Below are 19,340 nucleotides of genomic sequence, written 5' to 3' on the forward strand. Positions count from 1 at the left end.
CACCAAAAATATTTAATTTTAACTGGTATTCCGAACGTTCGGAACAAAAAACTAACTTTGTAGTGTGCAAAAACTATTTGTCTTTTTATTTCTTTTAATCAGTCCAGTATTTTTATTCGGTCAGCAACCTGCTTCGAAAATTAAAATCGTCTCGTTTTCCAAAATAACTGGAGATACCAAGAAAAAAATCAGCTACCTGCGTAACCCTGTTTTTCAACAGGACAACGCCACTTTAACCTGCGACAGCGCCGTATTTTATAGCGAACGGAACTATTTTGAAGCTTTTAAAAACGTTCATATCAACCAGCTTACCACCGATATTTATTCAGACCAACTGGAGTATGATGGTAATAAAAAACATGCACATTTAACCGGAAATGTGGTGATGAAAGACCCCACATCCACTTTAACCACCAATATTTTAGATTACAATACCCTCAGCAAGATAGGCACTTATACCAGCGGAGGAAAAATTGTCAATCAAGATGTAACCCTTACCAGTAAAAACGGTTATTATTTTAGCAACTCAAACGATGCCTATTTTAAATATGATGTAGTTGTAGTTACGCCTCAATCGACCATAAAGTCTGATACCATGAGCTACAATACACAAAGTAAGTGGACTTTTTTTTACGGACCAACCAATATCAAGGGCAAAGATGACAATCTGTATACTGAAAATGGCCAATACAACACCTTGACGGAAGATGCTTTTTTTGGAAAGAAAAATCTTTATACACAAGGCACAAGATCTTTAAAAGGCGATAGCTTATACTATTATGGGAAGAAAGGCATTGGCAAAGCAGTTAAAAATATTGTTTTCTCTGACACGAAAGATAAGATGAAAATGTTCGGCGATTTAGGTTATTACTATAAGCTAGATCAGCGGACTTTAGTTACCAGAAATGCCTATTTAGGAATAGGCACGGAAGACTCTGTAATGGTAAAGAATAAAAAAAGACCTGATAGTTTATGGATGGGTGCGGATACACTGGAAACGCAAATGGTACTGCAAAAAACCTTAAAATTAATACCTAAAATCTCGATCAAGGCAGATAACCAGGTTGGTGAGGATGATGAAGATGGTGGAAAAAAAGAAAAAAGAGAGCCAAAATATAAACCTGAGGTTGAATCAACCCAAAAAGAAGACAGAAATAAGCGTAATGCTAGAAATAGCAAGGCCGACAAAAAGAAAAGGAACAAAGGCGATGCTGAAACAGAAGACCAGCTTAACCTGAAAGATAAAAGTATTGATAGCTTAAAATCGAAAATAGACTCCCTTAGCAAAGGACTGCCTAAAGTTAATTTAGATAGTTTACAGAAGAGCAACCTTTTAAAAGGAAAAGCCGATTCTATTATCAAAAACCTACCTAACCTTAAAACAGATAGCCTAAAAAAGTTAGCTGACAAAACCAGTCCGATTATAAAGGACGTATCGAAAACCAAAATCGATAGTTTGCAAAAAAAGGTAACCGACAAGGCTTCTCCAATTGTAAAGGATATTCCAAAAACGAAAATTGATAGCCTGCAAAAAAAAATAACAAAATCTGGCGTTAAAGATAGTTTAACAAAAGTTTTAGGGAACTTAAAACCTGGTGTATTTAAGACTGATACTGCCAAATTTAACCCGGCTGATACTGTTCAAACACGTATTATTAAAGCTTACCACGGTGTTAAAATTTTTAAAACGAATATACAGGCCAAAACCGACAGTCTGTTTTATACCAGTGCCGATTCTACTTTACGTTGCTACAGCAACCCGATCATCTGGTCTGAAGGCTCTCAACAGGTTGGCGACACCATATATGTTCAGTTCAAGAATAAAAAACTAAATAACTTACAGGCATTTAGAAATGCATTTTTAGTTAATACGCCAAAAGATTCATTAAGGTTTAACCAGATAAAGGGAAGGTTAATGACGGGGTTCTTTACCAACGGAAAATTCAAGAACCTATATGTAGATGGTAATGCCGAAAGCATTTATTATACCCAGGATGACAGCACAAAGGTGTACAAGGAAATGAACCAAACCCTAAGCAGCAGGATAAAGTTCATTTTTAAGGATAAGGAAAATGCCATTGAAGAAATTGTTTATATCAAGGGAATAGAAGGGGCTTTGAATCCTGAAAATACGATTGCAAAAGATCATGTATTAAAAGGTTTTTCATGGAAACCTACTGAGCGCCCAAAATCAAAAAAAGACGCAATAGGCTCTTCTGGCAAGCCCAAAACAAAGACCAAAACGGCTGTGGGTAAAACCATAGCTGGTGCTAAAACCACAGCCCCAACAAATAAACCATTAACAACGGTACCTGCGGTTAAGCCAAAAATCACATCGGAAAAAGATAGCTTAAATGTAGATAAGAAATTGCCACAAGTTAAACCGGCAGACACGGCCAATTTTGGCATAAAACCTATTTTACCGAAAAAGGACTCAGTTCAAACGAAAAAAGATTCTATTCAGGTGAAAAAGGTGGCTGGTAAAATGCAATAAATGTGATTGTCATTTCGACTGGAGCACAGCGGAATGGAGAAATCTTTGGACTTTTAATTAAAAGATTTCTCCACTACGGTCGAAATGACGATCCATCAAAATTTAATAATCCGGCAAAGCATCCACCTGTCCATTCAAAAAATCCAACATCTTTTTAAGTGCGATGGCCCGGTGGCTGATTTTATTCTTCTCTTCCATATCCATTTCAGCAAAAGTAATATCATAACCATCTGGCTGAAAAATAGGATCGTAACCGAAACCTTTCGAACCTGATAAACCTGTTCTGATTCTTCCTTCTATTATACCTTCAAAAATATGGTTTTTACCCTCTTGCATTAAAGAGATCACCGTTTTAAACCTTGCCTTTCTATTGGGGTTTCCTTCAAGCTTAGCCAAAACCATCTGAATATTCTCTAAACTATTCCGACTGCCAGAATATCGGGCAGAGTAAACGCCAGGTTCGTTATTTAAAGCTTCAACTTCCAAACCGCTATCATCGGCAAAACAATCTAAATTAAAATGTTCAACCACGTAGCAACTTTTTAAAGTTGCATTGCCCTCAAAAGTATCAGCAGTTTCGGGGATATCAGCCAAACAACCAATATCTTCCAAATTTAGCACTTCGTATTTGCCTTTAAGCGCAGCGCGTATTTCTTCGGTTTTATGTTGATTATTAGTAGCAAATACAAGTTTTTTCATTGTATGAAGGGTAAAAGGTTTAGGGTGTAGGGTTTAAGATTTCTGGAGCAGAATGAAAATACCATTATCTCAGCACTTGATACGCTTGCGAAACTGCTATTTAATTTTCTGAAGATGCCCCCAAAGTGTTTTCTTAGCGGTTAAATCACTATCAAGATGATGGAGATTTGGAGCAAAGATAATTCTTGTGCTTTCGTGAACGATGATTTCATTCTGCCAGGTAAGGTTCAGTTTCAGGTCGGCAATTTCTACTCCAAAAGATAACATAATGGCAGGCTTAAAAAACCGTTGCAGTTCTGCATAGTCAGTTCCGCTATAATTTGCATAATTTAAAATAGCAAAATCGGGTGTGCCCAAATCAACGGCTTTAACAATTTTCCGCAACAGTTCCCTGCCCTGCTCGGTGCTTACATCATGCTCATTATCGTTAACCAAAATGAGCACAGATTTTTTATTTCCACCTAAAAATTTAAACGTTTTTTCGGGCGCTGGTTCGGCCACAATATGCGGAATTTCAGGGCCTTGTGGATAAACTTTAGGTATATTTGTAGAATTAATCCCAGGAATTTGTGCTATTTCTGGTTTTAATACAGGTTCTTTTGCTTCAATAACAGAAACATTTTCGGCAACCAAAACAGGCTCTGGATTACGCAAAGGCAGAATTTCTACGCTTTCATCCTTTACCAAAAAAACCTCTTCAGTAAAAAATAAACGTAAAGCGTTCGCATTGTTGGTAACCTGGTTTTCCATTCGTATTTTTGTTGGATAATAATTTCTGTTAAAATTAGTTAAATATCTTATAATAGCGTCGCTAATTGTTACTTTTATCCCTTAAAATTTATAGAGTGCTCTGCGTGAAGAAAGCTTACTGCTTATTTGTTTTCAGCTTTATTTGTAGCATTTCATTTGCGCAAAATGTTGCTGTGGTAAACGGCAAATCAATAAGCGTTAAAGAATTTATGTGGGCATACAAAAAAAGCCATAACGGAAACGTTAGTGCTGCGTACGACACTTTACAAGCCTATTTAAACTTGTATATAAATTTTAAGCTCAAGGTTTTAGATGCCCGGGAGATGGGATTGGATAAAAACGCAAGCTACCAGGAAGAAATTAAAACTTATGAGGATGCATTGGCCACACATAAAAAAGTTGGGGTTAGCAGCAAAGATCAAGATTTCTTGTTGAATGAATACCGTGAAGGGGTTTTAATGTTCAATGTTTCTGAACAAAAAATATGGAACAAGGCACAGGAAGACGAGCAGGCGATAAACGAATTTTACACCAAAAACCAACAAAATTACAATAAACCTTTAAGCGAAGTTAGAGGAGAGGTAGTGGCCGATTACCAACTAAGTTTAGAAGAAAAATGGCTAAAAAGCCTAAAACAAAAATATCAGATCAAAATTAATGAAAACGAGTTGAAAAAGCTTGCCAAGTTATAACCAACCTGATTTTTTTGACCATAAGTATTAAATTTGCAAAATATAACAAATAGAATGAAGAAAGTTTTTTTAGTAGCAACCGCTTTAATTTGCCTGTTTTTAAACAGTTTCGCTCAAAAGCATACTGTAGATAAAGTTGCTGCTGTTGTAGGAAATAATATTATCCTACTATCAGATTTAAACCAACAATATACACAATATCTTTATCAGGGAAACCAACCCAACAATGATATTAAATGTAAAATATTACAACAAACTTTAACCCAAAAATTACTTAAACAACAGGCTGAAATCGATTCGGTGATGGTTGAAGATGGTGCTGTTGATGATGAAGTAAACAAGCGTATGCGTTACAGCATGCAACGTGCCGGCGGCCAAGAGCGTTTGGAGCAGTTCTTAAACAAATCGGTATTACAGTACAAAGATGAGATCAGACCATCAGTAAAAGATGAGTTGATTGCGCAAAAAATGCAGCAAAAAATTACCGAAAACATCAATGTTACTCCAATGGAGGTTGAAAAGTATTTCAAATCTTTGGGCGATAGCATCCCAGAATTTAATACCGAGGTAGAAGTTGGGGAAGTAATTTTAAACCCGCAGTTAACCAGAGCAGAAAAACAGAAATTCCGCGATAAAATTGAAGCCCTTCGTTTGAGGGTTAAAAGTGGCGAGGATATGGGGGTTTTAGCAAAAACTTATTCTGAAGATCCAGGTTCTGCTGCCGATGGCGGCGATTATGGTTTTATCGACAGAAATACCATGGTTAAAGAATTTACGGCCTGGGCATTTAAGCTAAAAGCGGGAGAAATTTCGCCTGTGTTCGAAACAGATTATGGTTTTCACTTTTTACAGGTTTTAGAACGTAGAGGTGAGCAGGTGCACGTGAGGCATATTTTAATCATGCCTAAAACTACACCAGAAAGTTTAACACGTTTAAAATTGCATGCAGATAGCATTTACAACAATATTATCGGTAAAAAACTAAGTTTCGCAGCTGCGGCAAACCTTTATTCAGATAATAAAGAGAGTAAATATAATGGTGGTATGATGCTTAATGCCGAAAATGTTCAGGCAAGAAGTACCTTTATTCCGGTTGATAAATTAGATCCTTCGGTGTTTTTGGTAATCGATAGCATGAAAATTGGTGGCATTTCTAAACCAAATTTATTTACTGCGCCTGATGGAAAACAAGGGTACCGTATTCTATATTTAAAGTCTAAAATTCCGCCGCACAAAGCAAACTTAGCCCAAGATTTTCCAAAAATCAGAGATGCGGCACAAAGTGATAAAATTAATCGTACTTTAAGCGAATGGTTTGAAAAACGTCGCGAAAGTACTTACATCAAGATCGACGATGAATTTAACACCTGTGATGAATTAAAAATTTGGACTAAAACCACAGCCGCAAAATAACACCAATGCAGTATAAGAACGAAGTAGAAGCTGTTGATGCACTTCATCAATCTTTCAACAACATTAAAGCCGAAATAAGCAAAGTAGTAGTTGGACAAGATGACATCATAAAATCTGTTTTAATCGCCATTTTTAGTAACGGACATTGTCTGTTGGTTGGCGTACCAGGATTAGCTAAAACTTTACTTGTACAAACAGTAGCTTCTGTTTTAGACCTCGATTTTAACCGTATCCAGTTTACACCCGATTTAATGCCAAGCGATATTATTGGTGCAGAGATTTTAGGGGAAGACAGGCACTTTAAATTTATAAAAGGGCCAGTTTTTTCTAATATTATCCTCGCTGATGAGATTAACCGTACTCCACCAAAAACTCAGGCTGCCTTACTTGAAGCCATGCAGGAGAAATCGGTTACCGCAGCCGGGCAAACTCATGTTTTACCAAAACCATTTTTCGTTTTGGCCACACAAAACCCTATTGAGCAGGAAGGAACTTACCCCCTACCCGAAGCTCAGTTAGATCGTTTCATGTTCAATATTCAGTTAAATTATCCTGCCTTTGCAGATGAATTGAACATTGTAAAAAACACCACAAGCAATAAAACCACGCCACTGCAGAAAATTATCCATGCAGATGATATTCAATATTTCCAGAAATTAATCCGCGATATTCCTATTACTGATAATGTTTTGGAATATGCCGTAAAACTGGCCGCTAAAACCCGCCCTAATAGCGAGTTTGCTACTGATGCAGTTAACAAATACATCAGCTGGGGTGCTGGTCCACGTGCTTCGCAATTTTTAGTACTGGGCGCAAAATGCCATGCCGCAGTAACAGGGAAATACTCACCAGATATTGAAGATGTTAAAGCTGTAGCTGAGCCTATTTTACGCCACCGCATTGTGCGTAACTACCGTGCAGAAGCCGAAGGTTTATCGATCGAAAAAATTATTAAAGATTTATTGTAATAGCTGATCGGAATTTCTAATCCCGACCTACCAGAATCGTCACCCTGAACCGAGCCTTAGCGAGCTTACCGAAGGTAATTTATTTCAGGGTTTACAGATTCCTGTGAATTATCTTTCTTTTAAAAAAAGAACACCAATATTAAACTTTGGTTACCTTTTTTACATTCCGGGCATTAAGAATAAAAGAGGTACATGGAAATCGTAAATCCCATCCTTACATTTATATGGCGAAGGATAATTTCATTAATATTCTTAGTTCTTTATATCGTTAGCTGGATATATACTTTCATATTTTTTCATACCCTGCCAGTAAGTACAAAACTAAGATGCGGCATGCCCGATTTTGGTATGATTGTAGGCATCCTATCTCTCACTTTTATCTACTTTGTCACTTTCCTGATCATCACCCTGGTGAGTAAAGGCCGGTCGAAAAAAGAATTCATGGTGATTTCAGCAATTATTCCTTTACCAGTGTACATAGGAATAATCGATATACTGACTTGAATCTTGCTTATCGGGACTACAAATCACGACCAACAAACAAAACCGTCACGTCGATCCCATAGTTATCGGATGAAATACAGCGGAACAGAGATTCTTCGACTTCGCTACCATTTACAGACTCTAAATAAAAACCGTCATCGACTGAAACGCAGTGGAATGGAGAGATCTATCTCGAGGTTAGATTTCTCGACTTCGCTATGCTCCGCTCGAAATGACGGTAACCTTTAGGAGTTATTTACGTTAACGTGTCTGTCGCTCATATTGATTTTATGCAAATAAATTATTCCGCCAGTCGGGATTTGTAATCCCGTCTAACGAACTAAGGATTTGAAATCCTTTTATACACCGGTTGGGATTACAAAATTCCGATTAAAAAACAAACTCATCATAAAGCATTATATTTGAGTTAACGATGAAAGACAGCAACCTTACAGGTGCCATTGCAGCACTGATGGATGAATATAAAAAGGCGGTAAACGAACTAATTGTGGTAATCGAACCAATTAGTCAGCACTTACTAACAAAAACCATTGAGCCAGAAAGTTCAAATACAGATTGTATTTCCATCCAGACTATTTTAACACATGTAGCCGCCTCGATGTTCAGTTATGCCGTTTATATCGAAAATTCTATTGGATTAAAAACAGTCAGACCGGAACGACTGCAGTTTGACCACATCACACCTTATATCTCAAGGCTCCGGGAAGCACTTAAATATAACGAGGACTTTTTCACCAGGTATCCCAACATCACGATGGAAGAGTTCGATCAATCTAAAAAGATAAACACAAGGTGGGGACAGCAATACGATGTGGAACAAATGTTAGAGCATGCCGTTGTTCATATTTTAAGGCATAGGCGGCAGATTAAAAATGCGCTTGGCAAGATGAAAAACTGATCAATCGAAAAAATAATTTGCAATCCACTGAAAATAAATATCTTTGCAACAAATTTTACAGAAATGCTATGTCAACTACATATCCAAAAATCGCACTTTAGCCAGTCTTGTGGCATAAAGGGCTTGGGTATTGGCTTAAATTTCCTTCCCAACCCTTAACACGGTTTTAAGTTTCAACCCTAAAACCCCAAATTTAAAAATCAATTTAATACGCATTTGTTAAGCATTTAACCGCTTATCAAAATTAATTATATCCGTTATGGACATTTATACCACTGCAGAAGAAAAATATCTGCAGGCCATTGAAGAATTGCACTGGGGCGAATTACCTAAGGCACTTCAGTATTTTAACGAAATTATTGTTTTCGACCCTGATTATGCAAGGGCTTATTTTCAGCTAGGTGATATTTATCAAAACCATTTTAAAGATTATAAAACCGCAGGTTATTATTATAAACGCTGTATTGAGCTGGATCGCGATTTCCCTGAGGTCTATAAACCTTATCTGGAACTTGTTATTACACTTAAAATGCACAAATTGGTGAAACAGGTTGCAGAAAAGGCTTTACTTATACCTGGGGTTTGCGAAGCACATATATATGAGTGTTTAGGCTTACATGCCGAGCAACAGCAAAATTTTGCAGAGGCAGCAAACTATTTCAAAAAAGCGGAACTGTTTAATGCCGTTCAGGATGAACAAAACACTTTACAGGAACACCAAAACCGCATTAAAAGCAAAATGAACAGCACAAAAGCAATGATTTATGATTTACAGGGATAAAAGGCATGGCCTTTTATCCCTGTAATTAGCTGGAATATCTTAAAATACTCCCCTTGTTATTTTAATTTTGTTGCTATCTTTACCCCACAATTACAAAGCATAAATTTTTAAATCAAAAATATTCGATATGTCAGCTCACGATTCACACGCACCGGTTCAGCAAACAAAAGGCATTTGGGCTTTGCCATTAACGGCATGGATTATTGTTTTAATCCTTCTAGTGGCTTTCACAAGACCTATTTTCCACCATGAAGAAGAAAGTTCTTCACATGAGAAAACTGAGGCACACCACACAGAAGCTCCTGAATCGCACCACTAGGCATTAGTAAAAAATCAAAAAAAAGCGCTGTAAAACAGCGCTTTTTTTGTTCCTTGCCTACAACATACATAATCTTTCCGTTTAGTTCCGAAGGTCTCTACCAATTAGAGAATGGATAAGCATCTCTGACTCGCTCTTCAAATTGAGTTTGAAACTTAATCTTATTCCAGAATCCGTATAGAGATCCGCTTAATTCTACGGATAGAATCTATTTAAGCTGCCCCATAATATTGGGATAATCCGTAATGATGCCATCTACCCCAAGGCTCATAAAATAATTCACTTCCTTTACCGTATTCACCGTCCAAGGGATAATTTTGATACCCATTTCATGGCAACGGTCTACCAAACCCTTACCAACCAAAACCGAGTAAGGACTATAAATAGTCGGTTTAAAACCTAGTTTATCAATATAATCTTCAAAGGGTTCTTTTTCATCAATCAACAATGAGGTTTGTACTTTTGGGTATTTCTCGTGCAGGTATTGCAGCGTACGCATATCAAAAGATTCGATAATCACTCTTTTGGCAAGTTTTTTCGAATTAATTACATCCATAATCAGGTCTACAAATTCTGCTGGCTCCGGATGAAATTCATTATCACCATTTTTAATCGTTTTCGTTTCGATGCTATATACAGGTTTGGCCAGTTTGTGTTCTTTAACATAAGCCTCAACCGCATCTATTGTTTCAGAAAGCAATGGTTTATAAGCTTTAAACTTCATCTGTCCAGGAAAGCGGTTGTGAACTTTACTCCCTACATCAAATTTTTTAATTTCCTCATAATCCATCTTGTAGATGTTATAACTCTTTTGGTCTTTTAAGGTAATGGGCTTACCGTTGGGCAGCAAAGAAATCTCGTTGTTAAAATAAGGTTCTTGAGAAAGCACTACCTGTTTATCTTTCGAAATTACGGCATCCATTTCTAATGTGTTTACACCTAAATCGATGGCTTTTAACATTCCTTCAATGGTATTTTCGGGCATAATACCGCGCGCACCAGCTTTGCCCTGTACATCGAATTTCTTTTTTTGGGCAGAAACATGAAAACACAATAAAATTAGGGTAGAGAGCAGAAGTAATTTTTTATACATGGGTTTTAAATGTAAAATAGGCTGTTTGATTAGTGATATCTCTGTTTTGAAGCGCAAAAACTGTGCTACTTTTACCGTTTGTTCCCACTACGCTATATCTTTCCGCTGCGCTCCAAGGATGCTACTTCAATCGGGGCTACGCTAGAACGTTATTGTGGGTAAAAGCAAAATGCCGACATAAAAAAAGGGCTTCTTTTTATGGAGAGCCCTCTTTAATTCACATTTGTTATTTATCTTTCTGCTGGTACAAAGGCCTGTACAATTAAGTTCCAGCTTGCATCGGCTCCCTTTTCATAAACGAAAACATAGTTAAAACTTTCGCGTAAATCGGCCTTGTAATCGATTGTAGCAATACCATAAGTATAAGCCAAATCGCTACCAATTGCTTTATCTACACCTGTTGTTTTTAAATTAATTTTACTGATCATTCCATTATAGAATGCAATAATTTTTCCTTTTCCATCAATGGCTTCGTTACCAGGAAAAAGTAAACGTGCATCGTTAGTTAAAAAACCTCCAAATGCAGCAATTCCGTGTGTTTTTAACAAAGTATTTAATGTTTTCTCGGTTGTTAAGATAATTTCTTTCCCAGCCTTAATTTCTTTTTCATTTAAGAACTTTGGTGCAACATGATCTTTAGGTTCGATAAATTGTGGTGTAACTTTAGCCAAAGGTTTATTGCTTTCTGTTCCTAAATCGATAGCTAATTTCCATCTGCCGTTTTCCGGTTTCCATATTGATAAATATTGACCGTATTTTTTCTCTGAAGTGCCAACTTCATATGGCCCTGTAGTAAAACCTAAATCGCCACTGCGCGATACTTTGGCCAGGTTTGGTGTCCACGTTACGTCGTTTTCTGCGGCTGCTTTACCTGCGTAAAAAGTTTTGGCATTAACCGGATTTGGTCTGAACACTAACGTGCTTGTAGTTGAATAGTCTATAAAAGCTTCTTTATCTCCATTTTTGGCAATTGACTTAGCAAAATCCTTTTCAGCATTTACTAAAGATTTGGTTGTTCCATCGCTTTTTTGGGCAAAAGCACTTAGGGCTAAAAGCGAAGCTATTGCAGTTGAAAATAATTGTTTCATTATTAATTAAGATAATATGTTTGGCGAATATAAAATTTTCTTTAATGCATGGCCTTAAAAGTAATTAACAATTACACATTGAGGCTACTTATTTTTCTCTATAAATGGTTTCTAAAACAGTTTGACCGGTGGCTTTCAAAGTATTTTTATCAATATTGGCTAAGTTATCCAATTGTGTGTGCCAATTGATATAAAAACCACTGTTATCATTATAATGGATAATATCGATAGAAGGAACGCCTGCTTTATTCATCCAAAAATGATCATCAACTAATTTTCCACTTGGAATTTTTGTAAAGTAAGACGCATAGCCAATTTCATTACCAATGTCCCAGACCCGATTTACTACATTTGGAGCAGCTTGACGAGAGACTTCATCCTGCGTAAACTGTGCACTACCGCCACCAACCATGTCGAGGTTGATACCATACAAAGCTTTATATCCTGATGCAATTGCTTTTTTAGCCCAGTACTGAGAGCCTAAACACCACGTAGTTTCATCTGGTGTTTCATCATTGGCCTTGCCATAATCTTCTAAATCCCACAATACGAAATCAACTCCAACATCTGGTTGTTTCTGATTGATCTGACGGGCCATTTCCAAAATTACCGCTACGCCACTGGCACCATCATTTGCCGCATCGAAAGGTTTTACATGGTTTGCAGGATCCGTATCCTGATCAGAAAACGGGCGAGCATCCCAATGTGCGGTAATTAAAACCCTTTTCTTTTTATCTGGATTAAAAGCCGCAACAATATTTTTCAGTTGAAAGCTCTTGCCATCATAGGTTTGCATTTTTTCACCCTCAATACTTACTTTGGCACCAAACGACTTTAATTTTGCCACCAAATAATCTGCGCATTTTTGATGTGCTGTGGTTCCCGGAATCCTCGGACCAAAATCTACCTGCGTTTTGGTATAAGTATAAGCACTATCGGCATTAAAATCAGGAGATGCCAGTGTTATTTTTTCTTCGCCCTGGTTGGTATCAGCTTGCTTATTTCTACAAGCCTGTAATCCCATCAGGGTAATAAAAGGCAGGATTAAAAGTTTTTTATTCATTGTTTAATCTAACGGAAGATTGTTTAAAGTAGTGTGTTTTATCTCTCATTCTCCCCGGCTCCTTAAAAAGTGACAGACCCCTCGGTAAACTCAAAATGCATAGGATTTATTTTTTCACGACTCACTCGTCCCCCTTCTGAAGGGGGCAGGGGGATGACGTTGCTCCCAATCTGTTATGAAATTCTGAATCGTCCTATTCACATTCTCAATATCGTTCATTACCTCATCATCGCTAAACCTTAGCACATGAAAACCCAATGTTTTCAAAATGCTTTCACGTACTCGATCTTTTTCAAATTGACCTTCCCATTCATGTGAAAGTCCATCAACCTCGATAACTAATTTTAAATCTTTTGAGAAAAAATCTGCAATATAATTTGCGATCGGTCGCTGTCTTAAAAAAGAATATCCCAACATTTTTTTATTCCTCAACAATTCACACCACATTCTTATCTCTGCTTTTGTACTATCATTTCGATGGCCTCTCGCATAAGTTTTTAATTTAGAATTATTCTGGTTGTTATCCATTGCGTTTTAAACCTTTTCTTAGAAAGGAAAATGAAGATAGCAATCGATTTGCGTTTTTAATTAATCTTTTAAATTAATCTAATCTTCATCCCCCTTGCCCCTTTCAAAGGGGGACAGACTTCCCGATAAATTCAAAATGCATCGGATTTATTTTTTCACGGTTAACTTCTAAGAAAGAATATAATCCACAATCGCCTCGCAATGGATTTTAGTGGTATCGAATATTGGCATATCAAAATCATCCTGACTAATAAGCATTGGAATTTCGGTACAGCCCAGAATAATACCTTCGGCCCCCTCTGCAACCAGTTCTTTAACAATCTCTACATAACGCGCCTTAGTGTTTTGTAAAATCAACCCTCTGCCCAGTTCTTCTTTTAATGTATACTGTATATAATTTCGGGTATCCTGCTGTCGGGGAATTAAAACCTCTAATCCGCTATCCTGAAGTTTTTTGATATAGAAATCTTTTTCCATGGTAAATATGGTACCCAAAAGGCCAATTTTTCTAAGCCCGGCATTATTTAAAGCTTTAGCGGTTTCAGTGCCAATGTGGATAATAGGCACCGCAATACGACTTTCAATTTCATCAGCAAATAAATGGGCTGTATTGGCACATAACACAATAGCCTCTACCCCACTGCTTTTTAAACTCTGGCAGGCATTTAAAAGCAGTTCAAATGATCCTTCCCAGGTTTTATCCTGCACATCGCCAAAATTAAGGGAGTAAATTAAACACTCGGCAAAATTTAATCCGCCCAAATGCCTATTTACGCCCTCATTTATAAATTTATAGTAATCTAAGGTCGATACCCAACTTATTCCGCCGACCAAACCAATTTTTTTCATGATAAAAACCGACTAATGATTTTTTACTATGAAATAATGCTTTAAGCCTTACTCCAGGTTGTGCCTTCTTTACCATCTTTAAGCTGAATACCCAATTCCTGCAGGCCAATACGGATACGATCGGAAGTGGCATAATCTTTATTGGCTTTTGCTTCAGTTCTTAGGTTAATTACCATATCTAAAACGCCATTTAAGTCATTTCCTCCAGCGTCTTCATCTTTCAATCCTAATATATCGAATACGAAATCGTTAATCAGTTGTGTTAATTTTTGTAGGGCTTCGGCAGAAATTTTTCCTTTACCATCGTAAACCGTATTGATAATCCTTACTGCTTCAAACAATTCGGCAATCAGAATCGGACTGTTAAAATCGTCATTCATGGCATTAACGCATTTTTCTTTCAATGCATCAATATCAAAATCGTTCTGCTCTGAAACCGATAGTTTATCCAAAAGGCCAATTGCCGACATTAAACGGCGGAATCCTTTTTCTGAGGCATCCAATGCATCGTTAGAGAAGTCTAAAGTACTGCGATAATGCGCCTGCAGCATGAAAAACTTCACCGTCATCGGGCTATAACCTTTTTTCAATAAAGGATGATCTCCCGTAAACAACTCCAAAGGAAGAAAACCATTACCAGCTGATTTAGACATCCGCGTACCATTTACGGTAAGCATATTGGTGTGCATCCAGTAACGTGCAGGCTGTTTATGGCTACAAGCTTCAGACTGTGCAATTTCATTGGTATGGTGCGTTGCCGCCAAATCCATTCCACCACCATGAATATCAAATTCGGCGCCCAAATATTTAGCGCTCATGGCCGAGCATTCGATATGCCAGCCTGGAAAGCCCATGCCCCATGGCGATTGCCATTGCATTAGCGTTTCTGGTTTCGCTTTTATCCAAAGGGCAAAATCTAACCTGCCACGTTTCTCATCCTGCCCACCCAGTTCGCGGGTATTGTTCAGCATATCTTCGAGATTGCGGTTGGTTAAAATGGTATAATTGTATTCTTTACTATATTTTTCTACGTCGAAGTATATATTACCATCAACCTCATAACCGTATCCATTGGCAATAATTACCTTTATCATTTCGATCTGCTCAATAATGTGGCCTGTGGCAGTAGGTTCGATACTTGGCGGCAGCGTGTTGAACATACGCAATACATCATGAAAGCCTAAAGTGTATTTCTGCACAATTTCCATTGGCTCAAGCTGCTCTAATTTTGCGCGTTTTGCAAACTTATCGTCGCCCTCGTCTCTATCGCCCTCTAAATGGCCTGCATCTGTAATATTACGTACATAACGCACTTTATAACCAGCATACTTCAGGTACCTAAAAATTAAATCGAAAGAAATAAACGTGCGACAATTGCCCAAGTGTACATCACTGTAAACCGTAGGACCGCAAACATACATCCCAACATTGGGTGCACTAAAGGGTTGAAAAAGTTCTTTTTTGCGCGAAAGCGTATTATAAAGCTGTAAGCCAGTATTCATATTGCAAATGTAATATTAAGTTAGAAAGTTAAAATGATTAAATGATGGAATGTTGCCCATTGCCCCGCTTATGATTTTTCTTTAACATTTATCCATGTTGTCAGGTGCCACCTTCTGACTGAAGTAAAATTCCACTTTATTTTTTTTATTAAGTGTCGGGTAGAAATATCTAATACCAAACAAGATAGTTGCAAGGTTTAAATTATTGTTTTATTATTAGAAAAGGTACGCAACTGCTCATCGGTAACAGCAGTCTCTCTTTCCGCTGTAGCTTCGCCGAAGGGGCTCAGGCTGCCGCTTCAATAGGGTTTAGTTTGGTTATTTGTGTACTTTTGGCTTGTAAACCCATAGAACAAATTTTAAATCCTTATTTTAGGTTTACCTATCAAACATCAATAAATGATTCAGATCAGAGAAATTTCGGAAAAAGATGCCGCAAGCGTAGCCATACTTTCTACACAACTGGGTTACGAAAGTGATATCGAGCAAACATCAGCCAGGATTAAACACATCAATAACAGTAACGAAAACTGTGCATTTGTTGCGGTAGCCGAAAATAAAGTGGTAGGCTGGATTCATGGTTTTTATACACTCAGAATAGAAGCCGATCATTTTGTAGAAATAGGTGGTTTAATTATAGACGCTCATTATCGTGGCCAGCAAATAGGAAAACAGCTTATTGAACGTGTAAAACTCTGGGCCAAAAAGCATGAAGTGAAAAAACTAAAGGTAAGGTGTAACACCAAACGCACCGAAAGTCATGGGTTTTACGAGCAGATTGGCTTTAAAGAAAATAAACGACAAATTGCTTTTGAAATGGAGCTGGATTAATTTTTTCGCGTCAGATAGAAATACCTGGCACCATAGGCAATGGTATTGTTAGCTTATGATTTTTAGCTAACATTTACAAGCAGCATATTTCATTATTTACCTTGCCCGAAAGCTTTCAGATTGTTTGTTTTTTTTTTGTGAAAAGGTACTGTACCGCTCATCGGCAAAAGTAGTCCCTCTTTCCGCTGTAGTCCCGATGGAAAAATCGGGAGCTGCCACTTCAATAGGGTTTAGATAGCACAACCTACCACGTTTAGGCAACTGAACTTGTGCAACACTAAAGTATACGACTTAGCCACAGTTAACCGATTTAAACAATTAACCTAACTTATTATTACAACGCTCAAACATTTCTACATTGTAACATTTCAATCCTATTCGTTAACTTTGTATCATGATTGATTTACCGGTAGTACCTGCTGTAACTGAAGTTAAACGTAAACCAGATTGGTTACGTGTAAAATTGCCTGTTGGTAAAGAATACGCACAAGTTCGCAGTTTAGTAGACACGCACAAGCTCCATACCATCTGCGAAAGTGGGAATTGTCCTAATATGGGCGAGTGTTGGGGTGCAGGTACGGCAACATTTATGATTTTAGGGAACATTTGCACACGTAGCTGCTCTTTTTGTGCAGTAGCCACAGGCCGCCCTTTGGCTGTTGATGTAGATGAGCCGAACCGCGTAGCCAATTCGGTAAAACTGATGGGTGTTAAACATTGTGTAATCACTTCGGTAGATCGAGATGATTTAAAAGATGGTGGCTCAATTATCTGGGCAGAAACCTTACAGGCTATCCGGAGAGAAAGTCCAATTACCACTTTAGAAACCTTAATCCCTGATTTTAAAGGTCAGTGGGATAATTTATACCGCGTATTAGAAGAAAGACCTGAAGTGGTTTCGCACAATATGGAAACGGTTAAGCGTTTAACCAAACAAGTAAGGATTCAGGCTAAATACGACAGGAGTTTAGAAGCACTAAAAAGAATTTCTGAATTTGGTTTAAGAACAAAAACCGGAATTATGCTAGGATTAGGCGAAACCGAAGAAGATATTTTCGAAGCTATGGACGACCTGGTTGCCAATGGCGCGCATATTTTAACATTGGGTCAGTATTTACAGCCAACACGCAACCACCACCCGGTTGTAGACTGGATACACCCTGATACTTTTGCCATGTACAAAGAAGTTGGCTTGGCAAAAGGCTTAAAATATGTTGAAAGCGGGCCATTGGTACGTTCATCTTACCATGCAGAAAAACACCTTTTCCCTATTGATGGGATAGCATAATTACAGTATTAAGCGACCCTTGTTAAAATGTTTTATAAGGCACTCCTATACGGAATACGTTTATAAAACATTTTTTTGTTTTTGCTGTTCTGTGTTGTATCTTAGTAACCAATAGTGACTGCATTAAAAAAATTAACCCTAACCGAGCCCGAACTTGTTCAAGCACTGCATTCAAAAGATCCTGCGGTTCTAAAAACACTGTACAGCATGTACTCATCAGCGCTTTATGGCGTTATTTCGCGCATTATCACCCATACAGAGCTTGCTGAAGATGTGCTACAAGAAACTTTTGTAAAAATCTGGCAGTCTGCTGCACACTATGATCATACTAAAGGACGTTTGTTTACGTGGATGATGAATATTGCCCGCAATTTATCGATCGACAAACTACGTTCTAAAGATTTTAAGAATTCACTCAAAAACCAAGATATAGAAAATAACGTAAATTTCGTTGATGAACAAAACAAGGTAACGTTTAACCCTGATATTCTTGGAGTTAAGCAACTTGTAGATAGCCTTAAACCGGATCTACAAGCAGTTCTTGATTTAGTTTATTATAAAGGTTTTACCCATGTGGAAGCCGCAGAAAAGTTAGATCTGCCATTAGGTACGGTGAAAACCCGGATCCGTTTGGCCATTATTGAATTGAGAAGGAATTTTAATTGAGCGTGGAAAATTTAAAAGCATATATAGAATCTGGAGTACTTGAGCTGTACGTTTTAGGTGATTTATCTCCTGAAGAAACGTTGCAGGTAGAGGAAATGGCATCTCAATACCCCGAGGTTAGAGATGAAATAGCTGCCATTGAGCAAGCTATGGAGCAATATGCTATACAAAATGCTGTAGAACCATCTGCAGATGTAGAAACAAGATTATTCGAAAAGTTGGGTTTAAGTGAAGTTGAAGAGGATGTGAATGTTCAACCCGAGCCCATTTATACAGAAGAACCAAGAATTATACGTTTAGATGGAAGTGATGCCAAAGTAAGAACTTTGCGTTACGCCTTAGTTGCTTGTATAGCTTTATTGGTAGTAAGTACGGCTGCATTGTTTATTACCTATAACAAGCTAAATGCTGCACACCAGCAAATTGCTAGTTTAAACCTTGATAAACAAAAATTTGCTGGTATAGTAAGCAAATTAGAATTTGAAAACCAAGGTTTAGATAACATGGCTGCAATGGCCGATAGCAAAGAATGGGCAACCATCAGAATGGCTGGCCAGGCTTTTAGCCCTACTTCTAAAATGAAAGTTTACTGGAACAAGAAAGATAAAAGTGTGCTGATTAATTATGTAGCTATGGATTTACCCAAAACCGATGCAGAACATCAATATCAGCTGTGGGCTTTGGTAAATGGGAAACCCGTAAGTTTAGGCGTATTCGGAAAAACCGATTCGACGAACAACGAGGCATTGGTAAAAATGCAGGCCATTCAAGAAGCGCAGGCTTTTGCAGTAACCTTAGAGCCAGTGGGCGGAAGCGTTAACCCAACAATGGATAAGTTAACCGTAATGGGTGGTGTTTAAATAGAAGTTATTTATTCAAAACATTAAATCCCAGCATTTTATCAATGCTGGGAT

The 19,340-nt window shown here is 37.6% G+C and carries 19 protein-coding genes; 11 read left to right on the plus strand and 8 right to left on the minus strand.

The window, feature by feature from the left end; translation table 11 throughout:
- Positions 1–64: 64 nt before the first annotated feature.
- On the plus strand, positions 65–2,494 hold the full coding sequence (locus tag HDC90_RS15380; RefSeq protein ID WP_184467865.1) for an OstA-like protein: 2,430 nt from the start codon (positions 65–67) through the stop codon (positions 2,492–2,494).
- Between the two features lie 102 nt (positions 2,495–2,596).
- Here HDC90_RS15380 and HDC90_RS15385 read toward each other — a convergent pair whose 3' ends face one another.
- On the minus strand, positions 2,597–3,193 hold the full coding sequence (locus tag HDC90_RS15385; RefSeq protein WP_184467867.1) for a non-canonical purine NTP diphosphatase: 597 nt from the start codon (positions 3,191–3,193) through the stop codon (positions 2,597–2,599).
- Between the two features lie 96 nt (positions 3,194–3,289).
- Entirely contained in the window at positions 3,290–3,943 is a 654-nt protein-coding gene (locus tag HDC90_RS15390) for a hypothetical protein (protein WP_184467869.1), read from the minus strand.
- 209 nt (positions 3,944–4,152) lie between these two features.
- Between HDC90_RS15390 and HDC90_RS15395 the strand changes: the two genes are divergently transcribed.
- The 6 genes from HDC90_RS15395 to HDC90_RS15420 all read left to right on the plus strand — a co-directional run bounded on the left by HDC90_RS15395 (position 4,153) and on the right by HDC90_RS15420 (position 9,518).
- Complete coding sequence (locus HDC90_RS15395; protein WP_255497696.1) at positions 4,153–4,635, plus strand: hypothetical protein; 483 nt, start codon at positions 4,153–4,155, stop codon at positions 4,633–4,635.
- Positions 4,636–4,689: 54 nt separating this feature from the next.
- Positions 4,690–6,048, plus strand: a complete 1,359-nt coding sequence (locus tag HDC90_RS15400; RefSeq protein ID WP_184467873.1) for a peptidylprolyl isomerase — start codon at positions 4,690–4,692, stop codon at positions 6,046–6,048.
- A gap of 5 nt (positions 6,049–6,053) precedes the next feature.
- Positions 6,054–7,016 (plus strand): MoxR family ATPase, encoded by a 963-nt coding sequence (locus HDC90_RS15405; RefSeq protein ID WP_184467875.1) that lies wholly within the window; start codon positions 6,054–6,056, stop codon positions 7,014–7,016.
- Between the two features lie 916 nt (positions 7,017–7,932).
- Entirely contained in the window at positions 7,933–8,418 is a 486-nt protein-coding gene (locus HDC90_RS15410; protein WP_184467877.1) for a DinB family protein, read from the plus strand.
- Between the two features lie 259 nt (positions 8,419–8,677).
- A complete protein-coding gene (locus HDC90_RS15415; RefSeq protein WP_184467878.1) occupies positions 8,678–9,199 on the plus strand; it encodes a hypothetical protein in 522 nt (173 codons plus the stop codon).
- A gap of 127 nt (positions 9,200–9,326) precedes the next feature.
- Positions 9,327–9,518: a hypothetical protein gene (locus tag HDC90_RS15420; RefSeq protein ID WP_184467880.1), complete on the plus strand. Its 192-nt coding sequence runs from the start codon at positions 9,327–9,329 to the stop codon at positions 9,516–9,518.
- Positions 9,519–9,726: 208 nt separating this feature from the next.
- On the opposite strand, the gene HDC90_RS15425 is transcribed toward HDC90_RS15420, so the two are convergent.
- The 6 genes from HDC90_RS15425 to cysS all read right to left on the minus strand — a co-directional run bounded on the left by HDC90_RS15425 (position 9,727) and on the right by cysS (position 15,641).
- Positions 9,727–10,611 (minus strand): glycerophosphodiester phosphodiesterase family protein, encoded by an 885-nt coding sequence (locus HDC90_RS15425; protein WP_184467882.1) that lies wholly within the window; start codon positions 10,609–10,611, stop codon positions 9,727–9,729.
- Between the two features lie 230 nt (positions 10,612–10,841).
- Positions 10,842–11,699: a nuclear transport factor 2 family protein gene (locus HDC90_RS15430; RefSeq protein WP_184467884.1), complete on the minus strand. Its 858-nt coding sequence runs from the start codon at positions 11,697–11,699 to the stop codon at positions 10,842–10,844.
- Between the two features lie 88 nt (positions 11,700–11,787).
- Complete coding sequence (locus HDC90_RS15435) at positions 11,788–12,762, minus strand: M28 family peptidase (RefSeq protein WP_184467886.1); 975 nt, start codon at positions 12,760–12,762, stop codon at positions 11,788–11,790.
- Positions 12,763–12,876: 114 nt separating this feature from the next.
- Positions 12,877–13,290, minus strand: a complete 414-nt coding sequence (locus HDC90_RS15440; RefSeq protein ID WP_184467888.1) for an endonuclease domain-containing protein — start codon at positions 13,288–13,290, stop codon at positions 12,877–12,879.
- A 168-nt stretch (positions 13,291–13,458) separates the two neighbouring features.
- Entirely contained in the window at positions 13,459–14,139 is a 681-nt protein-coding gene (locus HDC90_RS15445) for an aspartate/glutamate racemase family protein (RefSeq protein WP_184467890.1), read from the minus strand.
- A gap of 41 nt (positions 14,140–14,180) precedes the next feature.
- On the minus strand, positions 14,181–15,641 hold the full coding sequence (gene cysS, locus HDC90_RS15450) for a cysteine--tRNA ligase (protein ID WP_184467893.1): 1,461 nt from the start codon (positions 15,639–15,641) through the stop codon (positions 14,181–14,183).
- A 399-nt stretch (positions 15,642–16,040) separates the two neighbouring features.
- Between cysS and HDC90_RS15455 the strand changes: the two genes are divergently transcribed.
- From HDC90_RS15455 to HDC90_RS15470, 4 genes are all read left to right on the plus strand, one after another.
- Positions 16,041–16,472 (plus strand): GNAT family N-acetyltransferase, encoded by a 432-nt coding sequence (locus HDC90_RS15455; RefSeq protein WP_184467895.1) that lies wholly within the window; start codon positions 16,041–16,043, stop codon positions 16,470–16,472.
- 394 nt (positions 16,473–16,866) lie between these two features.
- The gene (gene lipA, locus HDC90_RS15460; protein ID WP_184467897.1) at positions 16,867–17,760 is read left to right on the plus strand and encodes a lipoyl synthase; all 894 of its coding nucleotides are present in this window, start codon (positions 16,867–16,869) and stop codon (positions 17,758–17,760) included.
- 114 nt (positions 17,761–17,874) lie between these two features.
- Positions 17,875–18,426 carry a sigma-70 family RNA polymerase sigma factor gene (locus HDC90_RS15465; RefSeq protein ID WP_184467899.1) on the plus strand — a complete coding sequence of 184 codons (552 nt, stop codon included), beginning with the start codon at positions 17,875–17,877 and terminating at the stop codon, positions 18,424–18,426.
- A 2-nt stretch (positions 18,427–18,428) separates the two neighbouring features.
- A complete protein-coding gene (locus HDC90_RS15470; protein WP_184467901.1) occupies positions 18,429–19,286 on the plus strand; it encodes an anti-sigma factor in 858 nt (285 codons plus the stop codon).
- The last annotated feature ends 54 nt before the right edge of the window (positions 19,287–19,340 follow it).

Source organism: Pedobacter sp. AK013 (genome assembly GCF_014205835.1).
Taxonomy (GTDB): Bacteria; Bacteroidota; Bacteroidia; order Sphingobacteriales; family Sphingobacteriaceae; genus Pedobacter.

Bases quoted from the DNA above. Each gene is read 5' to 3' on its own strand.
- HDC90_RS15385 (WP_184467867.1), bottom strand. From the start codon at position 3,193: ATGAAAAAACTTGTATTTGCTACTAATAATCAACATAAAACCGAAGAA.
- HDC90_RS15390 (WP_184467869.1), bottom strand. From the start codon at position 3,943: ATGGAAAACCAGGTTACCAACAATGCGAACGCTTTACGTTTATTTTTT.
- HDC90_RS15395 (WP_255497696.1), top strand. From the start codon at position 4,153: ATGTGGGCATACAAAAAAAGCCATAACGGAAACGTTAGTGCTGCGTAC.
- HDC90_RS15400 (WP_184467873.1), top strand. From the start codon at position 4,690: ATGAAGAAAGTTTTTTTAGTAGCAACCGCTTTAATTTGCCTGTTTTTA.
- HDC90_RS15405 (WP_184467875.1), top strand. From the start codon at position 6,054: ATGCAGTATAAGAACGAAGTAGAAGCTGTTGATGCACTTCATCAATCT.
- HDC90_RS15410 (WP_184467877.1), top strand. From the start codon at position 7,933: ATGAAAGACAGCAACCTTACAGGTGCCATTGCAGCACTGATGGATGAA.
- HDC90_RS15415 (WP_184467878.1), top strand. From the start codon at position 8,678: ATGGACATTTATACCACTGCAGAAGAAAAATATCTGCAGGCCATTGAA.
- HDC90_RS15420 (WP_184467880.1), top strand. From the start codon at position 9,327: ATGTCAGCTCACGATTCACACGCACCGGTTCAGCAAACAAAAGGCATT.
- HDC90_RS15425 (WP_184467882.1), bottom strand. From the start codon at position 10,611: ATGTATAAAAAATTACTTCTGCTCTCTACCCTAATTTTATTGTGTTTT.
- HDC90_RS15430 (WP_184467884.1), bottom strand. From the start codon at position 11,699: ATGAAACAATTATTTTCAACTGCAATAGCTTCGCTTTTAGCCCTAAGT.
- HDC90_RS15435 (WP_184467886.1), bottom strand. From the start codon at position 12,762: ATGAATAAAAAACTTTTAATCCTGCCTTTTATTACCCTGATGGGATTA.
- HDC90_RS15440 (WP_184467888.1), bottom strand. From the start codon at position 13,290: ATGGATAACAACCAGAATAATTCTAAATTAAAAACTTATGCGAGAGGC.
- HDC90_RS15445 (WP_184467890.1), bottom strand. From the start codon at position 14,139: ATGAAAAAAATTGGTTTGGTCGGCGGAATAAGTTGGGTATCGACCTTA.
- cysS (WP_184467893.1), bottom strand. From the start codon at position 15,641: ATGAATACTGGCTTACAGCTTTATAATACGCTTTCGCGCAAAAAAGAA.
- HDC90_RS15455 (WP_184467895.1), top strand. From the start codon at position 16,041: ATGATTCAGATCAGAGAAATTTCGGAAAAAGATGCCGCAAGCGTAGCC.
- lipA (WP_184467897.1), top strand. From the start codon at position 16,867: ATGATTGATTTACCGGTAGTACCTGCTGTAACTGAAGTTAAACGTAAA.